Below are 17505 nucleotides of genomic sequence, written 5' to 3' on the forward strand. Positions count from 1 at the left end.
GGAAATCAATTCCTGGGGGGAGCAGGAATTTGAGCATCAATTGATTTCCAGGAACGCCTCTGCCTCTTCGTGTATATGCATGAACGCCTCGCTGGGCGGTAACAGAAGTCTCCTTTTCACTCTTTTCGTTTTTGTATTTCGTTCGTTGACTTTATGAATAAGCAATGGCCGTGCCACACATGAAGGAGGGTGAATAAAGCTTAAATTATGACTTAATAACAATAAGATATGGAATAAGGTTAGCTCATGGTCAGAAGGGGGTCAGTAGCGGCGAGTAATAAGAGCGTGATGATCAGTCACGCACCAGCGAATGCTGTCAGAAGATTATATTGTTTTGTCAGCGATATAGACCGACGCTATAGTTTGTCACGCTTTGATATCTCGTGATCGATCGTCACGGTCAATTCCCATCCTATCGAGTTTCCTCGAAACCGTCTCACGCGCCGTGCCGAGTAGTTTAGCGGCCTGAGCCTTATTTCCCCCGGTTCGCTTCAGGGCTTCCTCGAAAAGAGCGCGCTCAAGGTCCTCTAGTATCTCGGTGTAATTGCGGCCTGGGGAGAATTCCGTTGTCCAAGTCCATTTTTCGGTTTCAGTTGGACCGGCGTCCTTGTCGCATTCCGGAGCCGGACCCGTACCTTCCCGGACAGACTTAACGTTTTCGGAACCTAGGCTTCTGTCGAGTTCCGCTTCTCCAAGGTCCGCCATGGCCCTCATAAGGTTCTTAAGCTCGCGGATGTTTCCCGGCCAGCTATATTTCCGAAATCGTTCGAGCACCGATTGGTCGATATACGGGAGACGAATCCCCGGATTCGCCTTACGCAAATCCTGTTCGATTCGCTTTATCAACAAAGGAAAGTCACCCAGGTGATCTCGTAAGGGTGGAATCCTGATCACAATTTGCTTGATTCGATAGTACAAATCTGCTCTGAATCTACCCTCGTTGACCTCTTCCAGAAGATCCCTGTTGGTGGCCACCATCAATCGCACGTTTACGCTCCTGGGGCGCTTGGCCCCGAGCCTGACAACCAATTTGTCATCCAGGAATGACAGGAGCTTCGCCTGGGCTTCTGGAGGTAACTCGCCAATTTCGTTGAGCAATAGAGTGCCACCGTCAGCCTGTTCAATTCTACCCGGTTTGGCAGCAATGGCACCGGTAAAAGCGCCTCTTTCGTAACCAAAAAGCTCCGACTCAACCAGATCCTTAGGAAGTGCGGCACAGTTCAGATTCAAATAAGGACCTTTGGAGCGGTCTGAATGATCGTGAATGAAACGTGCCAAATGATCCTTTCCGACGCCCGTTTCTCCCTGCAGAAGAACAATGCTGTCAGATCTCGATGCCTTATGGCAATCACTTATGACAGTCTTCATTGCATTAGAAGAATACTCTCTTTTCCGAAACTCACCTACTCCCACTAGCTCATTGTAATAGGTTGTTACTTCTCGCGAAATTCCAAGAATAAACTGGAGAGCACCTTCGTTGTCTCGCCATGGTAGCAGCACATCCAAGAAAGTCATCGGTTGCCCGCGCACTTCTCGCGTATGCACCTGACTGACCGAATTCCCGTTGATGACCTCCTCGTCAAGGGATTCGAGTCGCCGGACGGAAATTTCGTCATAAAAATCGTTGTCGGTATGCCCTACGATCCCGGAGGGAAGGAGCCCCAAGTCCTCTACCATGATTCCATTTGCGTATATGTACTCGTGCTCTCTGTTCTTGACGAAAACCCAATCCTTACAGGTACCCGATCGGAACATGTCTAGAAGGCATTCCTCGGGGCTCGACCGTATCATTATGTACGATCCTTCGTCATCGAACTGGTCGAGCGTATCCCAACTGAGAAATAATCTGGGAAGAGCGTCCTCAAACACGTCAGCGGTAAGTTTCCCCGCGTCTCGTGCCGCACGAAGATCGGAATGAGCCTGCTCTCTTAATTCATCCACAAATTTCTTCATCTCTCGTTTCCATTTCTTGCGCTGTTGGCGAAAGGTTAAGTCGGCATCGTTTTCAAGTTCATTTGAGTCAGTGGGGATTGAGGTTTTTGATTTTATCTTTTCATTCATGACGATTACCTCTGTACGTAAACAATTTATGTCAGGACTCGGAGGTTCTCCACGGCAGTCCTAACAATCCGAATGCGGGGAGGTTTTTTCTTCACCCTGGGAGTTGGAAGTGTGTTGAGACTAGTCGCAATCACATGGTAACGTCCGGACTTCCCCACATCAGGACAGGATAGGCCACCTTACAACGACATAGTGTACACCGAGGGCAAAATCTGGTCAAACCAGACCGCCCTAAATATTAATGATATAGACTGCCGGGTAAGTGGCTGTGCATGGAAAGGGGCTGGTCCATATCTCGCTCCGATCCATGTCAACGGGTATTTCTTAGACGGTTCATTGATCCGTGTCGAGACTGGCCATAAACGGCAGCTCCCACTCAATGCGTAAACCTCGGCGATGACGCAGACAGCACCGGCGCGATTTCCGGATAATTTGCCGGGGCATATTAGGGAGTAAGCGAGATCCCTGAGAGATGGAGAGAAGTTATTGGCTTGAGAGACTGATCGAATCATTGGCAGACGGGCTATATCAAGTAGGAATTGCTTTTCAGGACTCCTGCCCGGACCCGGAGTGATTTCGCAACGAGCTTTCAGGGGAGTCCCAAAAGTGTTTCTGATATGATCTGGCCCCCTCCATGGCCGGAGTGCTCGTTCAGAGTACGATCGCTCATACCTACTGGCCTATTCAAGGATTGTACATCAACCTCTCCGACCCTTCGCCTCTCTCACCTTACTTCGTGCTACAGATAAGAAGCCTTGGGCGGCGCTCTTCGTTGCCGGATACTGTTTGTTCCCACCGTTGACCAAGCTGAGCACCAGAAATCCTTCGACCGGTTTACCGTCTCTTGTTGCTTCAGACAAAAGTTTCGCCCTTATTTTTGCGTTCAGTTGACGGAGATAAGCGTTGACTGATCCCCTTCCTGTTTCCTGGGAGGCCATATATGTGACTTCAACGACATCTTGATAATGGAACTCATCGGTATTCCATGTATCGGGTTTCGATACGGAATACGTCGGAACATCTTCTTCCACGAGCGTATACGATGTAGCCTCCATATCGAAAATGACGTTGCTCACGGCTGTCACATGGCCGTTAGAGAAGATGTAAGTCCCAGCATTTCGCTTGATTGGTATCCCATTTGGCTCCAGAGCCGTGGGGTGTGAAAACAAAAGAAAACTGGATTCCGGTTTCATGCCTGCCTCGGAAAGAGCCATGGTTTGAGCAATTCTTTTCATTTCTTCAAACCACTTGCCGTAAGCGCTCCCAATAAAAGAAATCGCCAGCTGCTTAAGGTTCTGGTGATGTGCCGCTGAATGATGGGCCGTTTTCTCGGCCTTCAAGACAAACCCCAACAGCCGATCAACGAAAAAACTTACGAAATGATAACAGGCTATCACGAACGCTCCGAACATGAGGATGCCTGCGGCAGCAAGAAACATCCAAGGAATGTCGGTCACTTGATCATTAGGAGCTGGTTTCACCACTGCTCCCGCGATTGCGACACACATGCCGATGCCGCCAAACCATGACCACCCACCGATAATGAACACTAGGATCTTGCCCAGCCATCCGCCCCAGGGCACGCCATAGCGGGCCATCAGGGTACTCCCGGCCGCAGCTGCTTCTCTCGAAGCCAGCCCGAGTCCTGTTGACCACATCAAGTTCAACGCAAGCTTCCGATTTGCAGTGTTCAGATCTAGAAATGAGTCGGGTAATCGCTCGGGGCTGGAAGTCTCTTTGACTGCCGCCAGACGAGTTGCGATGGGCTTGAAGACACCCCATAACAGCCAAACAGAGAACAGACCACAGCCGATGGTCAACGCGGTTAGAGAGATGTAGAGTACCACACCCGAAGTGTCGTATGGGGGCTTGTCGCCCAAGGTGTTCAAGCCCAATTTGGCTACAAGAAAGATAACCACGGGGAAAGTCACAAACACTATTCCCAGGATTTGTTGTTTCCTGGACACCGCCCACTTGATCGAATCCTTCTGTGTTGCCTTTTCCTTAGCAGACACATCCTCCCAATTATCACGTCCGGCATGACGCTGTTCATCTCTTGCAGCAGTGAGTTTCGCCCCGCATTCTGAACAAAACTTGCCACCGGCATCATTCAGTCTGCCACAGTCGTTGCAGCGGATCATGCTGCTTTGGGACATGAGATTTGATAGGTCTTCCTCGGTTATCAGTCCTTTCTGCAAAAGCTGGTTCAAAAGACGCTGAAGACCCTGGGCCGAAACCCCATATTTCTTCATCAATGACTCTGCATTCAGTCCCGATTTGATATCCTCCGCGAGTTCCTTGGCACTGACTTTTCGGCTAGATTGCGACATGCGTTCCTCCAGAGCGGCAGCTCTTTACCATTATCAAAGGTCATAAAACATAAGGCAGCCCGACCGCTTCGCTGTAGCGGGAAGGCTGCTTATAGTGGTGAATGCAGAGAATGGCACGTTTGTTGATGTGCCGACTATTCGTTGCTGTATTGAGGGAAAGAGCAGGTTTGATTCCACAGACTATTGAATACTTCCTTCGCTTTTCTCCTATCTGACGTAAATGAGAAGCTATCACCGCCGTAGCTGTCAGTTATTGAACTTACATCTACTATGCTCAAAGCTCCTGACTGGTTTTTTACAACTATACAATGGTTGACGTAATCAAGCTTAGGTGAATTCTCAAATTGTGATACAGTCCTGCAAGCCACACAATATACTATCTGAGGGTTATATTTAGCCTTAAAGTCTTGTGAGGGTGACCCTTCTTTGCTCTTCTTTATGTCATTGCTAAGTATCTTTGTGTCTTGGTCAGGCTTGCCATAATGGCTTAGCACTGCCTTTTCAATTTCAGACGGTGCCCCTCCGCAACCCCATAGACAAACCGCAACCAGAAGTCCAGCTAATACTGAGACACATCTCTTCACAGTTCCATCTCCTTTCCACTTACTTGCCCGTTTCACGAGCATTATTTATTTCTGTATTTCGACCGTCTTGATGCCGCTCCGGCTCATCGACCACTTTCTTTGGTTCTTTCTTTTTGCTTTTTCCTGATATCACCACGGCCCACGCAATGGCCAATAGTATGAATCCTACGGCGCTTAGAAGACCAAGTGCAGGACTGACAGATATTATCTTAGAAATCACTTTGAATAATGCTTCTATCATGATGGATCACCGATCCGATGGTGCTTTTTAACGTCCTTTTCGCAGAATGAGACAAGATCCCTCTCTCCCAGCCGCAGACTTAAGTCGTCTCTGTGGGCCGAAACAAGTGATCGCCCTGACTTCGGTTCAAGAGCCGGTATCCCGTTCCGCGACACTGTCGGATACCGAGACGGGGCTCCGATATTATCAAGAGCGGTCGGGACATGTCATCCCTTTTCTACAGCGCCTTCCCGCTTTGCCGCGTCTCTCTCCGGGGGCGTCGCGTCCGCGATCTGATCGAGACCTGTGACTGATTTTCGGGATTACCTGACCACTTATGAGCCATCTCCCAAGGATGAACGGATATTGAAGCAAGCACCTATACTCCCTACGCAGCTCACAGCCCGAATCTTTCACAGGAAGACTCTTTTTCTCGCGTGGCTTGAAAGGAAATCCCACGAGAGAGCAGAGAACCCCGATGGATTGCAGATTTGATGCGCTTACGCGGTTGACAAGAAAGCGGGTTACCTCTACTGTATCCGGGTCGCCAGAAGCAGAGTTCATGTCCGGCTGGAGAGTATGAGAGCCGATTCACCGAATTTCAAGGTTACCGTGAAGGACTTGATAGCAGTTCCGCCCCCGGAAAGCGTGGTGGTTCTCGTGGTGGCTCTGCTCGACGGTAACCGGAACGCGCAGGCCGTTTTTTTCGAGGTGATGACGCCCATTGTGAAGCAGTTTGTACGAAAATGGAACGCCAACCATTGTAGGCCGCTCGGGCTCCCAACACTGGATGAAGACGACGATTGCCAAAATGTGATGATGCGTCTGATTTATGGCGAAAGGGTATCAGGGACGGTTCGTGAGTGCGACTCTCCGTTGAAGAACTGGCTTAATTACGACGGAGAAAGGAAGAGATCACTTTACCGGTACGTTCAATGGAACGTGAGTTTCTACCTGCGTGATCTTCGCAGGAACTCCGACTTTCGCATTCGTGGTGATAACGCTCGTAGACAGGGCGAAGCCCCCGGCAACGCTCAAGAAACGGAGGCCCGCGATCATTTGGTTCTATCTGAGGAAGAAAGATTTTACCTCAGACGATGTACGAGAACGTGCTGGGAGAGACTGAATCTGGCCCATCAGGAGGTCTTGGAATCAATCAGTCTAGGCTTCTCACAAGCTCAGGCGGCCCAGAGGTTGGGTGTATCGGAGGCCACGGTGAGTCGATGGCTTCGCGACGCTGCAAGGCAGTTCAGGGACTGTCTGGAGCACAACTGTCCGGCGGAATTGCTGCCGTTTGAAACACGCCGGTGACAGCGCAACAGATGTAGGTTCTGAAGGAAACCACAATGGACGAAGATCTCGCACAAATTGCCGGGCTCATAAGACATCACCTGCATCTGACCGATGGAGAGATCGAAGGCTATCTCGAAGACAGCCTTGATCGAGATCAGCGTGAGATGGTGGAAGAGCACCTGCGGCGCTGTCCTTACTGTTCCAGCGAACTTGCATTTGTGCGTGATACCCTAGCGGAGGAGGGTCCCAGCAGCATTTTGGAGGACATCCTTGAGGCCGCACGAAGGCTGATTCGTTTCCGTCCCCGGCAAGAAACCTTTGATCCGAAGACCACTTATACCACCCTCTGTATTGGCGCCAGATACTATCCTCTCTTGGCGCTGACCGCCACCGAAGGTTCGGTTTACCTGGAAACGGTGGGTCTGGTGGCCTCCAAGTTGCTGCTCGCCAGAGACAGGGATCGGACAGATCCGGGAAGCCAACCGGTAGGAATAGGAATAGCCGGGAAGCGTCCTATTATCGCTTCCCTGAGTGATTTCCATGTCACGCAGGGGTTCCAAGACCAGAGAGAAGATAGTCGTGCTCGGGGCAAGCTCGCTCACCATGGCCCCGCCAAAGGCGAAGCGGTAAGATCAGCCGCTATGGATCTCTCCAAAGTTGCAAGAATGCCGGACAAGAAGCCCCCTGAAGTAGAGAAGCTCAAGTCCGACATGTATCTGAAATGCGACACCAAGACCCACCTTATTGAGTTTTTCTTGCAATCCTCCTCTGAAAAGGTCTTCCTGCGGATAACAAAAAAGAAACATTGAGAACAGGATTCCTGCAGACCAATGGCGGAATATTCTCCTTTGGTTCTTTGATGCACAGTGCTCGGTATCGGAGGGGTCTGTCGCAACCTGAAGTGGCAATGCCTTCAAGTCGCAAATTGATTTCTCCAGTCGGCAGGATTGATTTCTTAGATTCCCCTTGTGGCGAAATAATTCTTCTTGTAAGATTCTCCAACGATTTGTCAAAGGGAGTTTGAGCCATGACCGCAAGAGAAGGCGTGAAGCCCAAGACCGGATCTGAAACGAAGCGAGAGAGAGATCGAAAGATCGCGAAGCCCAAGACTGAGGCCCAGGATTTGGTGAAACCGGAAAACCTCGAAGAGCCGCAGATCCTTGAAGAGCCGAAAATCGAGGTTCGGGACAGCCTGGAACCTGATAAGCTCGAAGAACCTCAACAAGACACTGCTATTCTCTCCACCGAGGAGGCCGGAGCCGACGTCATGGCCATGGCCGGTCCTGATCGGCTAAAGGAAATGCTGGGTGAACTTCGCGCCAAGGACAAAATCACGACCGATGATGGAGCGGAAATTGAGTTTGATCGAGAGACCAAGGAGTATTTCATCCGGGCTTGCGAGGAAGCGTACCCTATCATCGGGCAAGCTCTCAAGAGCATGTACGAAATGGGTCGATTCCTGCACGGAGTGCGGGCAGAACTTAAGCCCAGGAAATTATACAACACTTGGCTTGAATTCACCGGTATCCCCAGGCGGACGGCCCACAATTATCTTCAGGCCTACGAGAGATTTCAGGACCGCTTGCCGCAGTATTCCTATCTAGGAATCAAGAAGCTACTCATTGCCTCGCGATTGCCGGACAGCGCAGAATATATTGACAAAAACATTCAACGGATCGCAAAAGAATCGGCGGCGGAGCTGGAGAAAGAAGTGAAGGCTCTGCTGGCAAAAGAGCGGCCCAAGGACTCGGGGCGTGGGCGAAAGTCGAATCGTTTGGACGTGGGTAACTACGTCCTGCGTCCCTCGTTGGATGGAAAGAAGCTGACCATCGAAGGCTTGTCCGAAAAGAAGCGGACTGAACTAATTGAGATCATCAAGTCTTGGTTATTGCAAGAGAACCAGTAGATGTGCCACCGTGGCACGTCGGCAATGTTTGCGGGCGGTGAGAAACGGACAGGATTCTTCACACACTGTTTTGAATCTCATCGCCCTGCGGCATTGCCTCTTTTCAAGTTTACAATTAGGAAGCCGTCATGCTGCTAAACGTAAGCTTCGCACGGGTGACCACGAGCGGATAATGCTAGAAAACCAAGCACCCATGCATCATATCCTTAGAGTTATAGCGCTACTGGAATTTCGCCTCACGCGGGATAGAATTATGGGACTCCTAACTTTATTTTGGATTTAATATAGCCCCCCTTTTCCGTTTTTGCAGTATCCATGCGGCATTCCTCTCATTCATGTATCCCGAACGCCTGGTAGAATCATCGATATTGCAGGTAAGACCCTCCGAATTCTGTTCTTGATTCTATGACAATGGGTGTAACCCACTGCACTTTCTGCGGTAATGAAGCTACTAATCAGTAGGAACTCGACGAAGGGCACCCTCAGTAACGCTTGAGCGATGGCCTGATAGTTTCGCCGTTTGTCCCGCAACCGCGCACCATATCACCCATTTGCATACGTTCCAACTGGCTGTAAAGTGGTCGATGTTCGAAGAGCGAAGGGCAAGAACGACAGCTTGGATGCGGAACCCTGCCGATGGCCCTTGAAGACAGACTGTGTGCCTTTCTCACGGATTGAACCCCAAGAAATAGGCTCTGCCACCGTCTGCGGCTCTATGTTCCTCGAAATTTGGTCTCTCTCTCATGATCCCTCCCACGGGTTGACGTTCCTGCAGCTTGATTATCATGCTTTTGTCCCATTTTGCCGTCTTCCCGGCAGTCCCACTGATCTACTCTTTCTTCTTTGTTCTTTCTTCTTTCCCCTTCTTCTATTGATGGGGTTATAGAGGGGGCTTCATTGAAGGGTACAATGAATTTATGTGTCCGTCTGTACGGCTCCATTCGTTCTCGGACGCTCGTCTTCACGAACAGCCGCACAGGCGACGCTATCTATATTTAATGGGTAAATGGTTCTTATTTGGAGGGGAAATGAGTGAACGAGCGTCTCTGCGTTCATCCGCTTTTCTGGAAGACAGGAGGTGATCGATGCTGGTCTGTCAAATCGGAATCCTGATACTAGCGTGTTGGAACTTCGTCGTAAACCACGCTCTTGGCCTGATGATCTTGCTTCGGCGGCCTTATGGCGTATGGCCTAGGCCGGTGGCAAGGCATGATCTGAAACTGAACGAGAAAGGAGAACTACCCAATGAAGAAACCGTGGTCTGATGTGTTGGTGGCTGTATTGATAGCAGCCTCTGGGGCGATTTTGGAAATCATCAAGATCTTCAGCAAGAAAGGCAGGGCAGCATGATGAATGAACTTGACAAACTGATCCTCGGTGCTGCCGCAGCGATGGTCGTGATGCACTTGATCGGCCCCGCCGCCATTTGGGGGATTACCAGGACGGTAGCTGAGTGTTTGTTGGTTATCCCCGTGCTGATCTGGGCGCTGTAAGCGTCGTCAACTTCCTGCTGACAACAAGAAGAAGGAGAATCACATGAGCACAAACGCTTTCTTGGATTATGAACTGGTGACCCGTCGAGTGAAGGTTGGCAATGAATGGCAGACCAAGGTGTTCCCTGTGGTCGGTGGCCGACTGAGAATCGTACATGAGAGCAATGACCACCTGAGCATCGAAACTCAAATCGTCAAGCTGGAGTCCGACTTCGTGGTCGTTCGGGCTACCGTGGAAACAACCAAAGGCAAATTCAGCGGTACCGGCACTGCGTCGACCCAAAGAGATGCGAGGCTTGCCGATGCTCTGGTGGAATTGGCGGAGACTCGGGCGATTGCGAGGGCTCTTCGGTTTGGCGGCATCGGAAGCGAATACACCTCGGCAGAAGAGGTTTCTCATGTCGTGGCAGAACCTGAGCCCGCGACGGGAGGAAATGAAAGCAAAGTGGGCAAACCCGTGTTTGAGCCGCAGGAGAGCGAGAACAAACAAGAAACAAAGCAACCGGTTCAACCCAAGAATGGTGGCAACGGAAACGGAGGCCGGGCCACGGGGGCTCAATGCAGAGCCTTGTATGCCCTTTCCAAAAAGGCCAAGATGTGCGACGAGGACTTGGAGTCCGTGCTCAGGCCGTTGAATGCCAACCGCTTCGAAGACCTCACCTTGTCCGATGCCAGCCGCTTGATCCAGTACTTCCAGACCCAGGTCCAGGTCGCCGCCTAAACTTCCTCAGATGAAACCATTATCACCGCTCGCAGGTGGGCGAGTGCCCAAACTCTTCCGGGGGAGAAGTATGTACAGGTTTACACGATTCCTTCGTCAACTATTCGAGGAAAGAAAACACTGGAGGAGAAGAAACCGCAAACTGTTCCGGTATCGTAGCCGTTTGACCTACCGGCCGGGTCTGCGCCAAAAAAGGAGAAGACGATGAACGACCAGGGGCAAGAGAAGCCTCATCTCAGTTACAGCCAGATCAACACGTATTGCACGTGTCCCTTGAAATACCGCTTCCACTACATTGACCGGATCGAGCCGCCCTTCACCGCAGCGCCACTTGCGTTCGGCTCTGCTATCCATGAGGCCGTGGGAGCCTTCTACCAGAGTTGCCTTGAAGGTGATCCTCTGTCCGCGGATCAGATTCACGACGTGTATCGTCAGGCGTGGGAAAGCCATTCCAAGGAACGACCGATACGTTTCTCGAACGGTGACAGTGAGGACAGTCTCACGACCAAGGCAAAGCGGATGCTTGAGGTGTTCCACGCAGAATTCGATCCGGCAGTTCAGATCGTCGGGATCGAGGAACCCTTCGAGGTGGATCTCGGCAAGCGCATGCCACCACTGGTGGGTTGGATTGATGTGGTGGAACAGGCCCCGGACGGCACCGTAACCGTAGCGGATCTGAAGACCGCATCAAAACGCTATGCAGACCAGACCGTCCATTCCAACTTGCAGCTCACGTGCTATTCGTTGGGAGCACAATCCTTAGGCTTCAACGGGGACACTCGCTTTCGACTGGACGTGCTCTTGAAGACCCAGAATCCCGAGGTGATACGGTACGAGACAACCCGAACCAACGCTGATCGGGACCGCTTCCTCAAGCTGGTGAAGAGCGTGTGGCAGGGCATAAGGAAGGAAATCTTCTTCCCCAAATCGGATTGGCAGTGCGGGCAATGTCCCTTTGCCGATCCTTGTAAGGAGTGGTAGGAGGGCGAGATGGCCACAAAAGCGAAACCGGCAGCAGCCGTGGAAGAGCCTGCCCCGGGTACGGTCGAAAGACACATATCTTTGGAGATGGAAAGAGGGAGCGTAGCCGTATCTCGCAACGGGCTCACCCTTTCCGTGTCAGGCAAGAACGTGCAGTTGCGCAAGCAGTCCCCTCTCAACCTGTCGTTCGACTCCGGCGAGGTCGAGTACGACGACGGCGAGATCCAGGTCAAGGCTGAAGGAGATGCGATTAAGCTGCAACTGGATTGATTCATCACGGTTTCATCATGAGCCCGGCTGGTCTTCGGATCAATCGGGCTCTTTCATTGGGAGGATACCCATGCGCACAGCAGGCCGGATGAAGATGGGCTATTACCCGACTCCTCCGGGAGTTGTGGAACAGATAAGGAAATGTTTTTCTTTTCCCCGCGAGCCGTTCACCGCCTTGGACCCGTGCTGCGGCGAGGGCATCGCATTGGAACAACTCGCCAGCGGCAGCCATGCCGTCACCTACGGTGTGGAGCTGGATGAGCATCGAGCGGGAGCAGCCCAAGATCGCATTCAGAACGTTCTGAAGTGCGGAATCGAGGAGACACGGATCGCCCACCAGTCCTGCTCTCTTCTCTTTCTCAACCCGCCTTACGATGAAGCGACGTGCGAGGAGGATGCGGACACCAAGACCGAGCGCCAAGAAAAGGCGTTTCTCCGAATGACGGTACCGTATTTGGTTCCCGGTGGGGTGCTCGTCTACATCATTCCCCAGACACGCCTCAGCGCAGGCATCGCTCGGTTGTTGGCATCCCGTTTCGAAGATATCAAAGTCTTTTGTTTTCCTGATCCCGAATACGACGACTTCCGGCAGGTGGTGGTGATGGGTGTCCGCAAGACGGGAAATTCCTTGGATGAGGGGTTGGCTTTGAACCTTCAGAATGTTCCGAACCGCAAGCTTAAGCCCTTGCCGGAGACTGACACGGCACAGTACTCAGTTCCCCCCGCCGGACCCTTGAAGTTGTTCCGCTCGACGGTAATCGACCCTGAAGAACTGGCGAAGCAGATGGATCAATCTCCTTTGTGGCGCAGGTTCTATGCAATGACCACTCAGAGTGCGTTGAAATTGCCCCGCCCGCCTCTGCCTTTGCACTCGGGACACTTGGGTCTGCTGTTGGCGGCGGGAAAGCTCGACGGAGTGGTGGGTGAAGGCGCGGATCGCCATGTGGTGAAAGGCAAAGTAACCAAGGTCGTTTCCCGGGTGGAGGAGTACAAGGGAGACGTGTTGGAGCAGCGGGAGCTGGATCGGTACGTGGTCTCCATCAAGATTCTCAATCGTAACGGGGAAATCCGTGAGCTGACCTGAAGGGGCGCCATCATGTTGGACAGAATCGTCTTTGAACCGTACGGGCGAGGCATCAAGGTATCGGTCTACACGGACCGGTATGCCTACAACCCGGAGGACAATTCATTGGTGTTCATTTCCTTGGCCGGTACCGAGCAGGCGGTAAAGGCCCTATCATCCGCGATTATCGGGGGCCAAACCGTGAGCATCAGGGGTGCAGACAATTCGGAAATCCAGCTGGACGGGCACCCTGCAACCCATTTCCGAGTCTTGTCCACGAGGCTTCCCGGCGGCGCTGTGCATCAACTGGTGGCGGACACCAGGTTCTTCGTGAGTGACGAGTCCGGGGCCTATCTCGTGGTCATCCCTCAACACGAGGATGTATCCAAGGTTGTCTATAGCCAAGTTCTTACCCACTTGGCTTCTCCGCTACTTCCCGAGTGGAGCGCATGGATCTGCAAACAAATGAAGCGACAGGATCTTATGCGGCAGATGGAAGGAACTCTGAAAGTGATCGAGGTCTCGGCAAATGAGTCAAGTGTGGATGAAATCGTATCGAAAGGAGTACGGACAGGACGAATCCGTCTCGATAACAGAGGAGGAGCGTATGCTGGAATCAATTAACGACGTGAACGGATACTTGCATCAGTTTGGAGGGGCTCTGGCTCAGAAGACACAAACCGAGGCCGAGCCGCTTTTCAAACCTGGGGACTCGTGGCACCCACGTATGCATCAGCTCAAACGGAAGCCCTTTCAAGCGCAAGCCGATGCGATCCAAGGGGCTGTCGAAACGTTACGCACGCACAATCACGTGATGTGCATCGGAGAAATGGGTGTGGGCAAGACGCTCATCGGAGCCGCTGTGCCGTACATCATGGAGAACGGTCATCCTCCGCGTGTCTTGGTCATGTGCCCCGGCCATCTCACGCGCAAGTGGGTGCGAGAGGTGAGAGAAACCGTGCCGGGCGCTGAGGCCGACATCATCACGAGTCTGTCCGCTGTGCAGGCCATTGATCCTCGTGAACCGCACACGGGCCTGCGCTACTACGTGGTGAGTAAAGAGCGGGCAAAACTGTCCTATGCGTGGCGGCCCGCTTTCAATCTCCGTCGCGGGATTCCGGTGTGCCCCGATTGCGGAGCGACCGTGGTGGATCGAGACGGAGTGGAGGTGAGTGTTGAAGCTCTACAGCATCGGAAGGCTCGTTGCGGTACATGTGGAGCTGCACTGTGGCAGGCGGACAATACCCGGTTCCGCCGATTCTCCATTGCGGATTACGTCAAGCGACACTTGAAGGGGTATTTCGATTTCTTCATCTGTGATGAAGTCCATGAGATGAAGGGGGGAGACACTGCTCAGGGCAATGCCTTCGGGACTCTGGCGAGTGCTTGCAAGAAGACCATAGCGCTTACGGGAACCCTATTGGGAGGGTACGCCAGTCACATGTTTCATCTCCAGTACCGGATGAGCCCACGGGCGATGAACGCGGACGGATTCTCCTACGGCAACCGCATGAACTTCGTCAATCGTTACGGAGTGCTCGAAAAGGTCACCCGCTACTATCCCGGTGATGACAACATCTGCTCCAAGGGCCGCAAGGGAGCGACGGTTACGCGGGAGAAGCCCGGCGTGAGCCCTGCAATCTTCTCGAATCATTTGATGGGCTCCACGGTGTTTCTCCATTTGCAGGACATTGCCGTGGATCTGCCGAGCCTCAAGGAAGAAGTGGTTCCGGTTGCTATGGAAGACGACCTGTCCGTTGCCTACAAGGACCTTGAGCACAGGATAGGCTCTGAGATGAAACGACTCCTGGTCCAAGGATCTCGGCGGCTCCTCGGCGCGTATCTCAATACCCTGCTCTGCTATACCGACCGACCTTTTCACAATGAGCCCGTGGTCGATCCTGCGAATGGAAACGTCATTGCAGAGCCTGCTCACTTGGCTTGGGATCGCACGTACCCGAAAGAGCGAGAGCTTCTGAGGATAGTTCAGGGAGAGATCTCTCGCAACCGGCGGTGTTTCGTGTACTGCACGTACACCAACACAAAGGACGTGACGGGTCGTCTCAAAGAGATTCTCGCCCGCCGGGGCATCTGTGCCGAGATCATCAGGTCATCGGTTAAGCCGGAACAGCGTGAGGAGTGGCTGCGGCAGAAGGTGAGAGACGATGTACAGGTGGTGATCGGGAATCCGATACTCGTCCAGACCGGCTTGGATCTGCTCGACTTCCCCACTATCATCTTCTATCAGACCGGATATTCCGTTTTCACGCTGAGGCAGGCCTCCCGCAGATCCTGGCGTATCGGACAGGAGGAGCCTGTACGGATTCACTATTTGCACTACGCGGGAACCATGCAGGAGCGTGCTTTGGAGCTGGTGGGTAGAAAGCTCTCGGCTTCTTTGGCCATTGAAGGCAAGCTCACCGATGATGGTCTCGCGTCCATGTGTGGTGGAGAAGACATGACGCTGCTATTGGCCAAGGCTCTGGTAGGAGGGACGCATATCCAGGGTGCGGAGTCCGTGTGGCGAGCGCTGAACCAGCTGCGAGAAGCGGCCAGCGACAAGAATGTGATCCCCTTTCTCCGGAAGAACTGGTCTCTGGAGTTATTGGAAGAGCGTTCGGATATGCTGAGGGAAGATTTCCTGGACATCCTCGCGCACGCTCTTTGATTCGCTGAACACCAGAGCAATGGACAGCTCTGCCCTTGAAGTATCGCAGTACTAAATCTGCGGTCTTCTTTTTGCGGTATCCTAGCTGACGCTGTCAGGATCGGAGCATAAGACGTCATAGTTTTCTCTGCTATGATCATGAGAAGAGACGATTTCGCATTTGTGCCTGCAACAAAGAGCTACAAAAACAATCAAATACTTACAGACGGGCGATCCCATCCTTGACGTGTTATGACGCCGAGGTAGATTTGCCGAGCTTGAGGCAGTTTCCCTTGGGCACAGTAGTGGATATCGGAGTAGAAATCGGCATGTCAATCGATGGGGGGAGAGAAATCGAGCTTCAGATCTGAGACTTGAAGCGGATGCGGAACTGAAGGGATCAAAGGGCTTGCTCCAAGAAATACCCTGGCCAAGCCGGGGATAAGCGCAATCGAGAAAAGAATATATCTTGGTTTCCACTCGGATAATCATCGTGAACGCGTGCTTTCTTATGATCTGGCCTCAACCTGTCCTACTGCCGGGCGAAAGCTGTGGTGGATTTTATCAAACCAGAATTGACTCGGCGAAAAGGACAACAGATCATCGGAAAAAAGATTTCTCGAAGCGAGGCCGTAATACTCCTCATTCGCTACTATCCAATCAGGCTTTGCTTCTAAGTCCCTCCACACGATATAGGATGACCGGTCGCTCAATACCCTTGAGAACACACTCCCTTGCCTCCTTCACTAAAAACTCGCCGCTGAGATTATGAACGACTGCTTGGGGCACGAGCACCTCCCCGTCCTTGGCCTCTGACTGAATCCTAAAGGCCAAGTTTATGGGGCTTCCCACCGCTCCGTATTTCTTGCGTTTCTCCGAGCCTATGTCGCCGACAATTAGCTGACCAGTGCTCACCCCGATCCCCATTTGAAGTTCCGGGAGGCCAAGTTGCAGATTGCTTCTGTTTAGTCCCTCCATGGCTTTCTGCATCTCCAAAGCACAGGCCACGGCCCGCATGCAGTGGTCCGGGACAAAGGTGGGCGCTCCAAAGAATACGAGGATTCCATCACCGGTGAATTCGTCGATCATGCCTCCATGTTTCATTATAATATCCGTCATTTCCGCCAGGTAACGGTTGAGCGTTTCCAACACCTTTCTCGGTCCCAACAATTCGGTTGTGCGTGTGAACTCACGAATGTCCGACACGAGAATGGTTATCTCTCTCAGCTCACCCCTTAGCTCTACACCCGCTGGAGCTTTCAGGATCTCGTCAACGACCTCTGGGCTAAGGTAGCGACCAAAGGTATCCCGGATAGAGTCAAGGCTGCTGTGCTCCTTGAGCATGCCATTGAATCCTTCGCCAAGCCACGCCCCTAGTTCCTTGAGGAGACGGTCTCTTTCCGTCCCTTTCAGCTCTGTTAAGATGGAATCAATATTCTCGATATAGTCGAGACAAGCTACTTTTATTCCCACGTCTCTCCCGAGCTTTTCGGAAAGGAACCACTTGTGTTGCAGAATATGCATCCACAGAGCCTCGGCGAGTTCTGACTGCAATTTGCAGCCTCTCTGATCTGCCACCGGGCTCCTATATGCTCCCATCGCTTCCATGTCGCCCTCCTTTTAGGAAGTGAACGACAAAGAGCTTTACGGAAAGTTCCGACAAAAGTACGTGCGTCACCTGCCATGAACACATGTCTTCCTCGGCTGTGAGTTTGCCTCAAACGGAGGTGTCACGGATTCTCTGCCCCTGCGAACGCCGCGTGAGTTCCGCCCAAGGAATTGTCCCAACAGCAGAAATGTCCTCGCGAGCCATCTCGCAAACAACTGATGTATTGCTAATTGATGACGTAATGTTATGAACTGTATTTCACGTTAAACAAAGACTGTATTTATAAGATACTGATGTTATGTGTCTAATTCGTATCACTCCTGAAGA

General features: G+C 52.2%; 16 protein-coding genes. 11 read left to right on the forward strand and 5 right to left on the reverse strand.

Annotation, left to right across the window (positions count from 1 at the left end; all coding sequences use genetic code 11):
• Positions 1-366 precede the first annotated feature (366 nt).
• From DESTI_RS30055 to DESTI_RS16890, 4 genes are all read right to left on the reverse strand, one after another.
• Positions 367-2061 carry a sigma-54 interaction domain-containing protein gene (locus tag DESTI_RS30055; RefSeq protein WP_014811184.1) on the reverse strand — a complete coding sequence of 565 codons (1695 nt, stop codon included), beginning with the start codon at positions 2059-2061 and terminating at the stop codon, positions 367-369.
• 698 nt (positions 2062-2759) lie between these two features.
• Positions 2760-4391, reverse strand: a complete 1632-nt coding sequence (locus DESTI_RS16880) for a zinc ribbon domain-containing protein (protein WP_014811185.1) — start codon at positions 4389-4391, stop codon at positions 2760-2762.
• 134 nt (positions 4392-4525) lie between these two features.
• Entirely contained in the window at positions 4526-4975 is a 450-nt protein-coding gene (locus DESTI_RS16885; RefSeq protein ID WP_014811186.1) for a hypothetical protein, read from the reverse strand.
• A gap of 19 nt (positions 4976-4994) precedes the next feature.
• Positions 4995-5216 (reverse strand): hypothetical protein, encoded by a 222-nt coding sequence (locus DESTI_RS16890; protein WP_014811187.1) that lies wholly within the window; start codon positions 5214-5216, stop codon positions 4995-4997.
• A gap of 558 nt (positions 5217-5774) precedes the next feature.
• On the opposite strand from DESTI_RS16890, the gene DESTI_RS16905 reads away from it, so the two are divergent.
• From DESTI_RS16905 to DESTI_RS16955, 11 genes are all read left to right on the forward strand, one after another.
• Positions 5775-6506: a helix-turn-helix domain-containing protein gene (locus DESTI_RS16905; protein WP_014811188.1), complete on the forward strand. Its 732-nt coding sequence runs from the start codon at positions 5775-5777 to the stop codon at positions 6504-6506.
• A 35-nt stretch (positions 6507-6541) separates the two neighbouring features.
• On the forward strand, positions 6542-7297 hold the full coding sequence (locus tag DESTI_RS16910; protein WP_014811189.1) for an anti-sigma factor family protein: 756 nt from the start codon (positions 6542-6544) through the stop codon (positions 7295-7297).
• 218 nt (positions 7298-7515) lie between these two features.
• Complete coding sequence (locus DESTI_RS16915; RefSeq protein ID WP_014811190.1) at positions 7516-8394, forward strand: hypothetical protein; 879 nt, start codon at positions 7516-7518, stop codon at positions 8392-8394.
• A 1085-nt stretch (positions 8395-9479) separates the two neighbouring features.
• A complete protein-coding gene (locus tag DESTI_RS16925) occupies positions 9480-9659 on the forward strand; it encodes a hypothetical protein (protein WP_014811192.1) in 180 nt (59 codons plus the stop codon).
• A gap of 81 nt (positions 9660-9740) precedes the next feature.
• Entirely contained in the window at positions 9741-9887 is a 147-nt protein-coding gene (locus DESTI_RS30835; protein WP_014811194.1) for a hypothetical protein, read from the forward strand.
• Positions 9888-9930: 43 nt separating this feature from the next.
• Entirely contained in the window at positions 9931-10608 is a 678-nt protein-coding gene (locus tag DESTI_RS16930) for a hypothetical protein (protein ID WP_014811195.1), read from the forward strand.
• A gap of 204 nt (positions 10609-10812) precedes the next feature.
• A complete protein-coding gene (locus tag DESTI_RS16935) occupies positions 10813-11589 on the forward strand; it encodes a RecB family exonuclease (RefSeq protein WP_014811196.1) in 777 nt (258 codons plus the stop codon).
• 9 nt (positions 11590-11598) lie between these two features.
• Positions 11599-11859 (forward strand): hypothetical protein, encoded by a 261-nt coding sequence (locus DESTI_RS16940; protein ID WP_014811197.1) that lies wholly within the window; start codon positions 11599-11601, stop codon positions 11857-11859.
• A 70-nt stretch (positions 11860-11929) separates the two neighbouring features.
• Positions 11930-12943, forward strand: coding sequence for a DUF6094 domain-containing protein (locus DESTI_RS16945; protein ID WP_014811198.1), 1014 nt, complete (start codon positions 11930-11932; stop codon positions 12941-12943).
• Between the two features lie 12 nt (positions 12944-12955).
• Positions 12956-13546, forward strand: coding sequence for a hypothetical protein (locus tag DESTI_RS16950; protein ID WP_014811199.1), 591 nt, complete (start codon positions 12956-12958; stop codon positions 13544-13546).
• A complete protein-coding gene (locus DESTI_RS16955) occupies positions 13530-15590 on the forward strand; it encodes a helicase-related protein (RefSeq protein WP_014811200.1) in 2061 nt (686 codons plus the stop codon). The genes DESTI_RS16950 and DESTI_RS16955 overlap by 17 nt, the downstream gene beginning before the upstream one ends.
• A 639-nt stretch (positions 15591-16229) precedes the next feature.
• On the opposite strand, the gene DESTI_RS16960 is transcribed toward DESTI_RS16955, so the two are convergent.
• Positions 16230-17177, reverse strand: coding sequence for an adenylate/guanylate cyclase domain-containing protein (locus DESTI_RS16960; RefSeq protein WP_014811201.1), 948 nt, complete (start codon positions 17175-17177; stop codon positions 16230-16232).
• Between the last annotated feature and the right edge of the window lie 328 nt (positions 17178-17505).

It is taken from the genome of Desulfomonile tiedjei DSM 6799 (assembly GCF_000266945.1).
GTDB lineage: Bacteria > Desulfobacterota > Desulfomonilia > Desulfomonilales > Desulfomonilaceae > Desulfomonile > Desulfomonile tiedjei.

Bases quoted from the DNA above. Each gene is read 5' to 3' on its own strand.
- DESTI_RS30055 (WP_014811184.1), bottom strand. From the start codon at position 2,061: ATGAATGAAAAGATAAAATCAAAAACCTCAATCCCCACTGACTCAAAT.
- DESTI_RS16905 (WP_014811188.1), top strand. From the start codon at position 5,775: ATGAGAGCCGATTCACCGAATTTCAAGGTTACCGTGAAGGACTTGATA.
- DESTI_RS16960 (WP_014811201.1), bottom strand. From the start codon at position 17,177: ATGGAAGCGATGGGAGCATATAGGAGCCCGGTGGCAGATCAGAGAGGC.
- DESTI_RS16935 (WP_014811196.1), top strand. From the start codon at position 10,813: ATGAACGACCAGGGGCAAGAGAAGCCTCATCTCAGTTACAGCCAGATC.
- DESTI_RS16930 (WP_014811195.1), top strand. From the start codon at position 9,931: ATGAGCACAAACGCTTTCTTGGATTATGAACTGGTGACCCGTCGAGTG.
- DESTI_RS16955 (WP_014811200.1), top strand. From the start codon at position 13,530: ATGCTGGAATCAATTAACGACGTGAACGGATACTTGCATCAGTTTGGA.
- DESTI_RS16890 (WP_014811187.1), bottom strand. From the start codon at position 5,216: ATGATAGAAGCATTATTCAAAGTGATTTCTAAGATAATATCTGTCAGT.
- DESTI_RS16915 (WP_014811190.1), top strand. From the start codon at position 7,516: ATGACCGCAAGAGAAGGCGTGAAGCCCAAGACCGGATCTGAAACGAAG.
- DESTI_RS30835 (WP_014811194.1), top strand. From the start codon at position 9,741: ATGATGAATGAACTTGACAAACTGATCCTCGGTGCTGCCGCAGCGATG.
- DESTI_RS16925 (WP_014811192.1), top strand. From the start codon at position 9,480: ATGCTGGTCTGTCAAATCGGAATCCTGATACTAGCGTGTTGGAACTTC.
- DESTI_RS16940 (WP_014811197.1), top strand. From the start codon at position 11,599: ATGGCCACAAAAGCGAAACCGGCAGCAGCCGTGGAAGAGCCTGCCCCG.
- DESTI_RS16910 (WP_014811189.1), top strand. From the start codon at position 6,542: ATGGACGAAGATCTCGCACAAATTGCCGGGCTCATAAGACATCACCTG.
- DESTI_RS16880 (WP_014811185.1), bottom strand. From the start codon at position 4,391: ATGTCGCAATCTAGCCGAAAAGTCAGTGCCAAGGAACTCGCGGAGGAT.
- DESTI_RS16950 (WP_014811199.1), top strand. From the start codon at position 12,956: ATGTTGGACAGAATCGTCTTTGAACCGTACGGGCGAGGCATCAAGGTA.
- DESTI_RS16945 (WP_014811198.1), top strand. From the start codon at position 11,930: ATGCGCACAGCAGGCCGGATGAAGATGGGCTATTACCCGACTCCTCCG.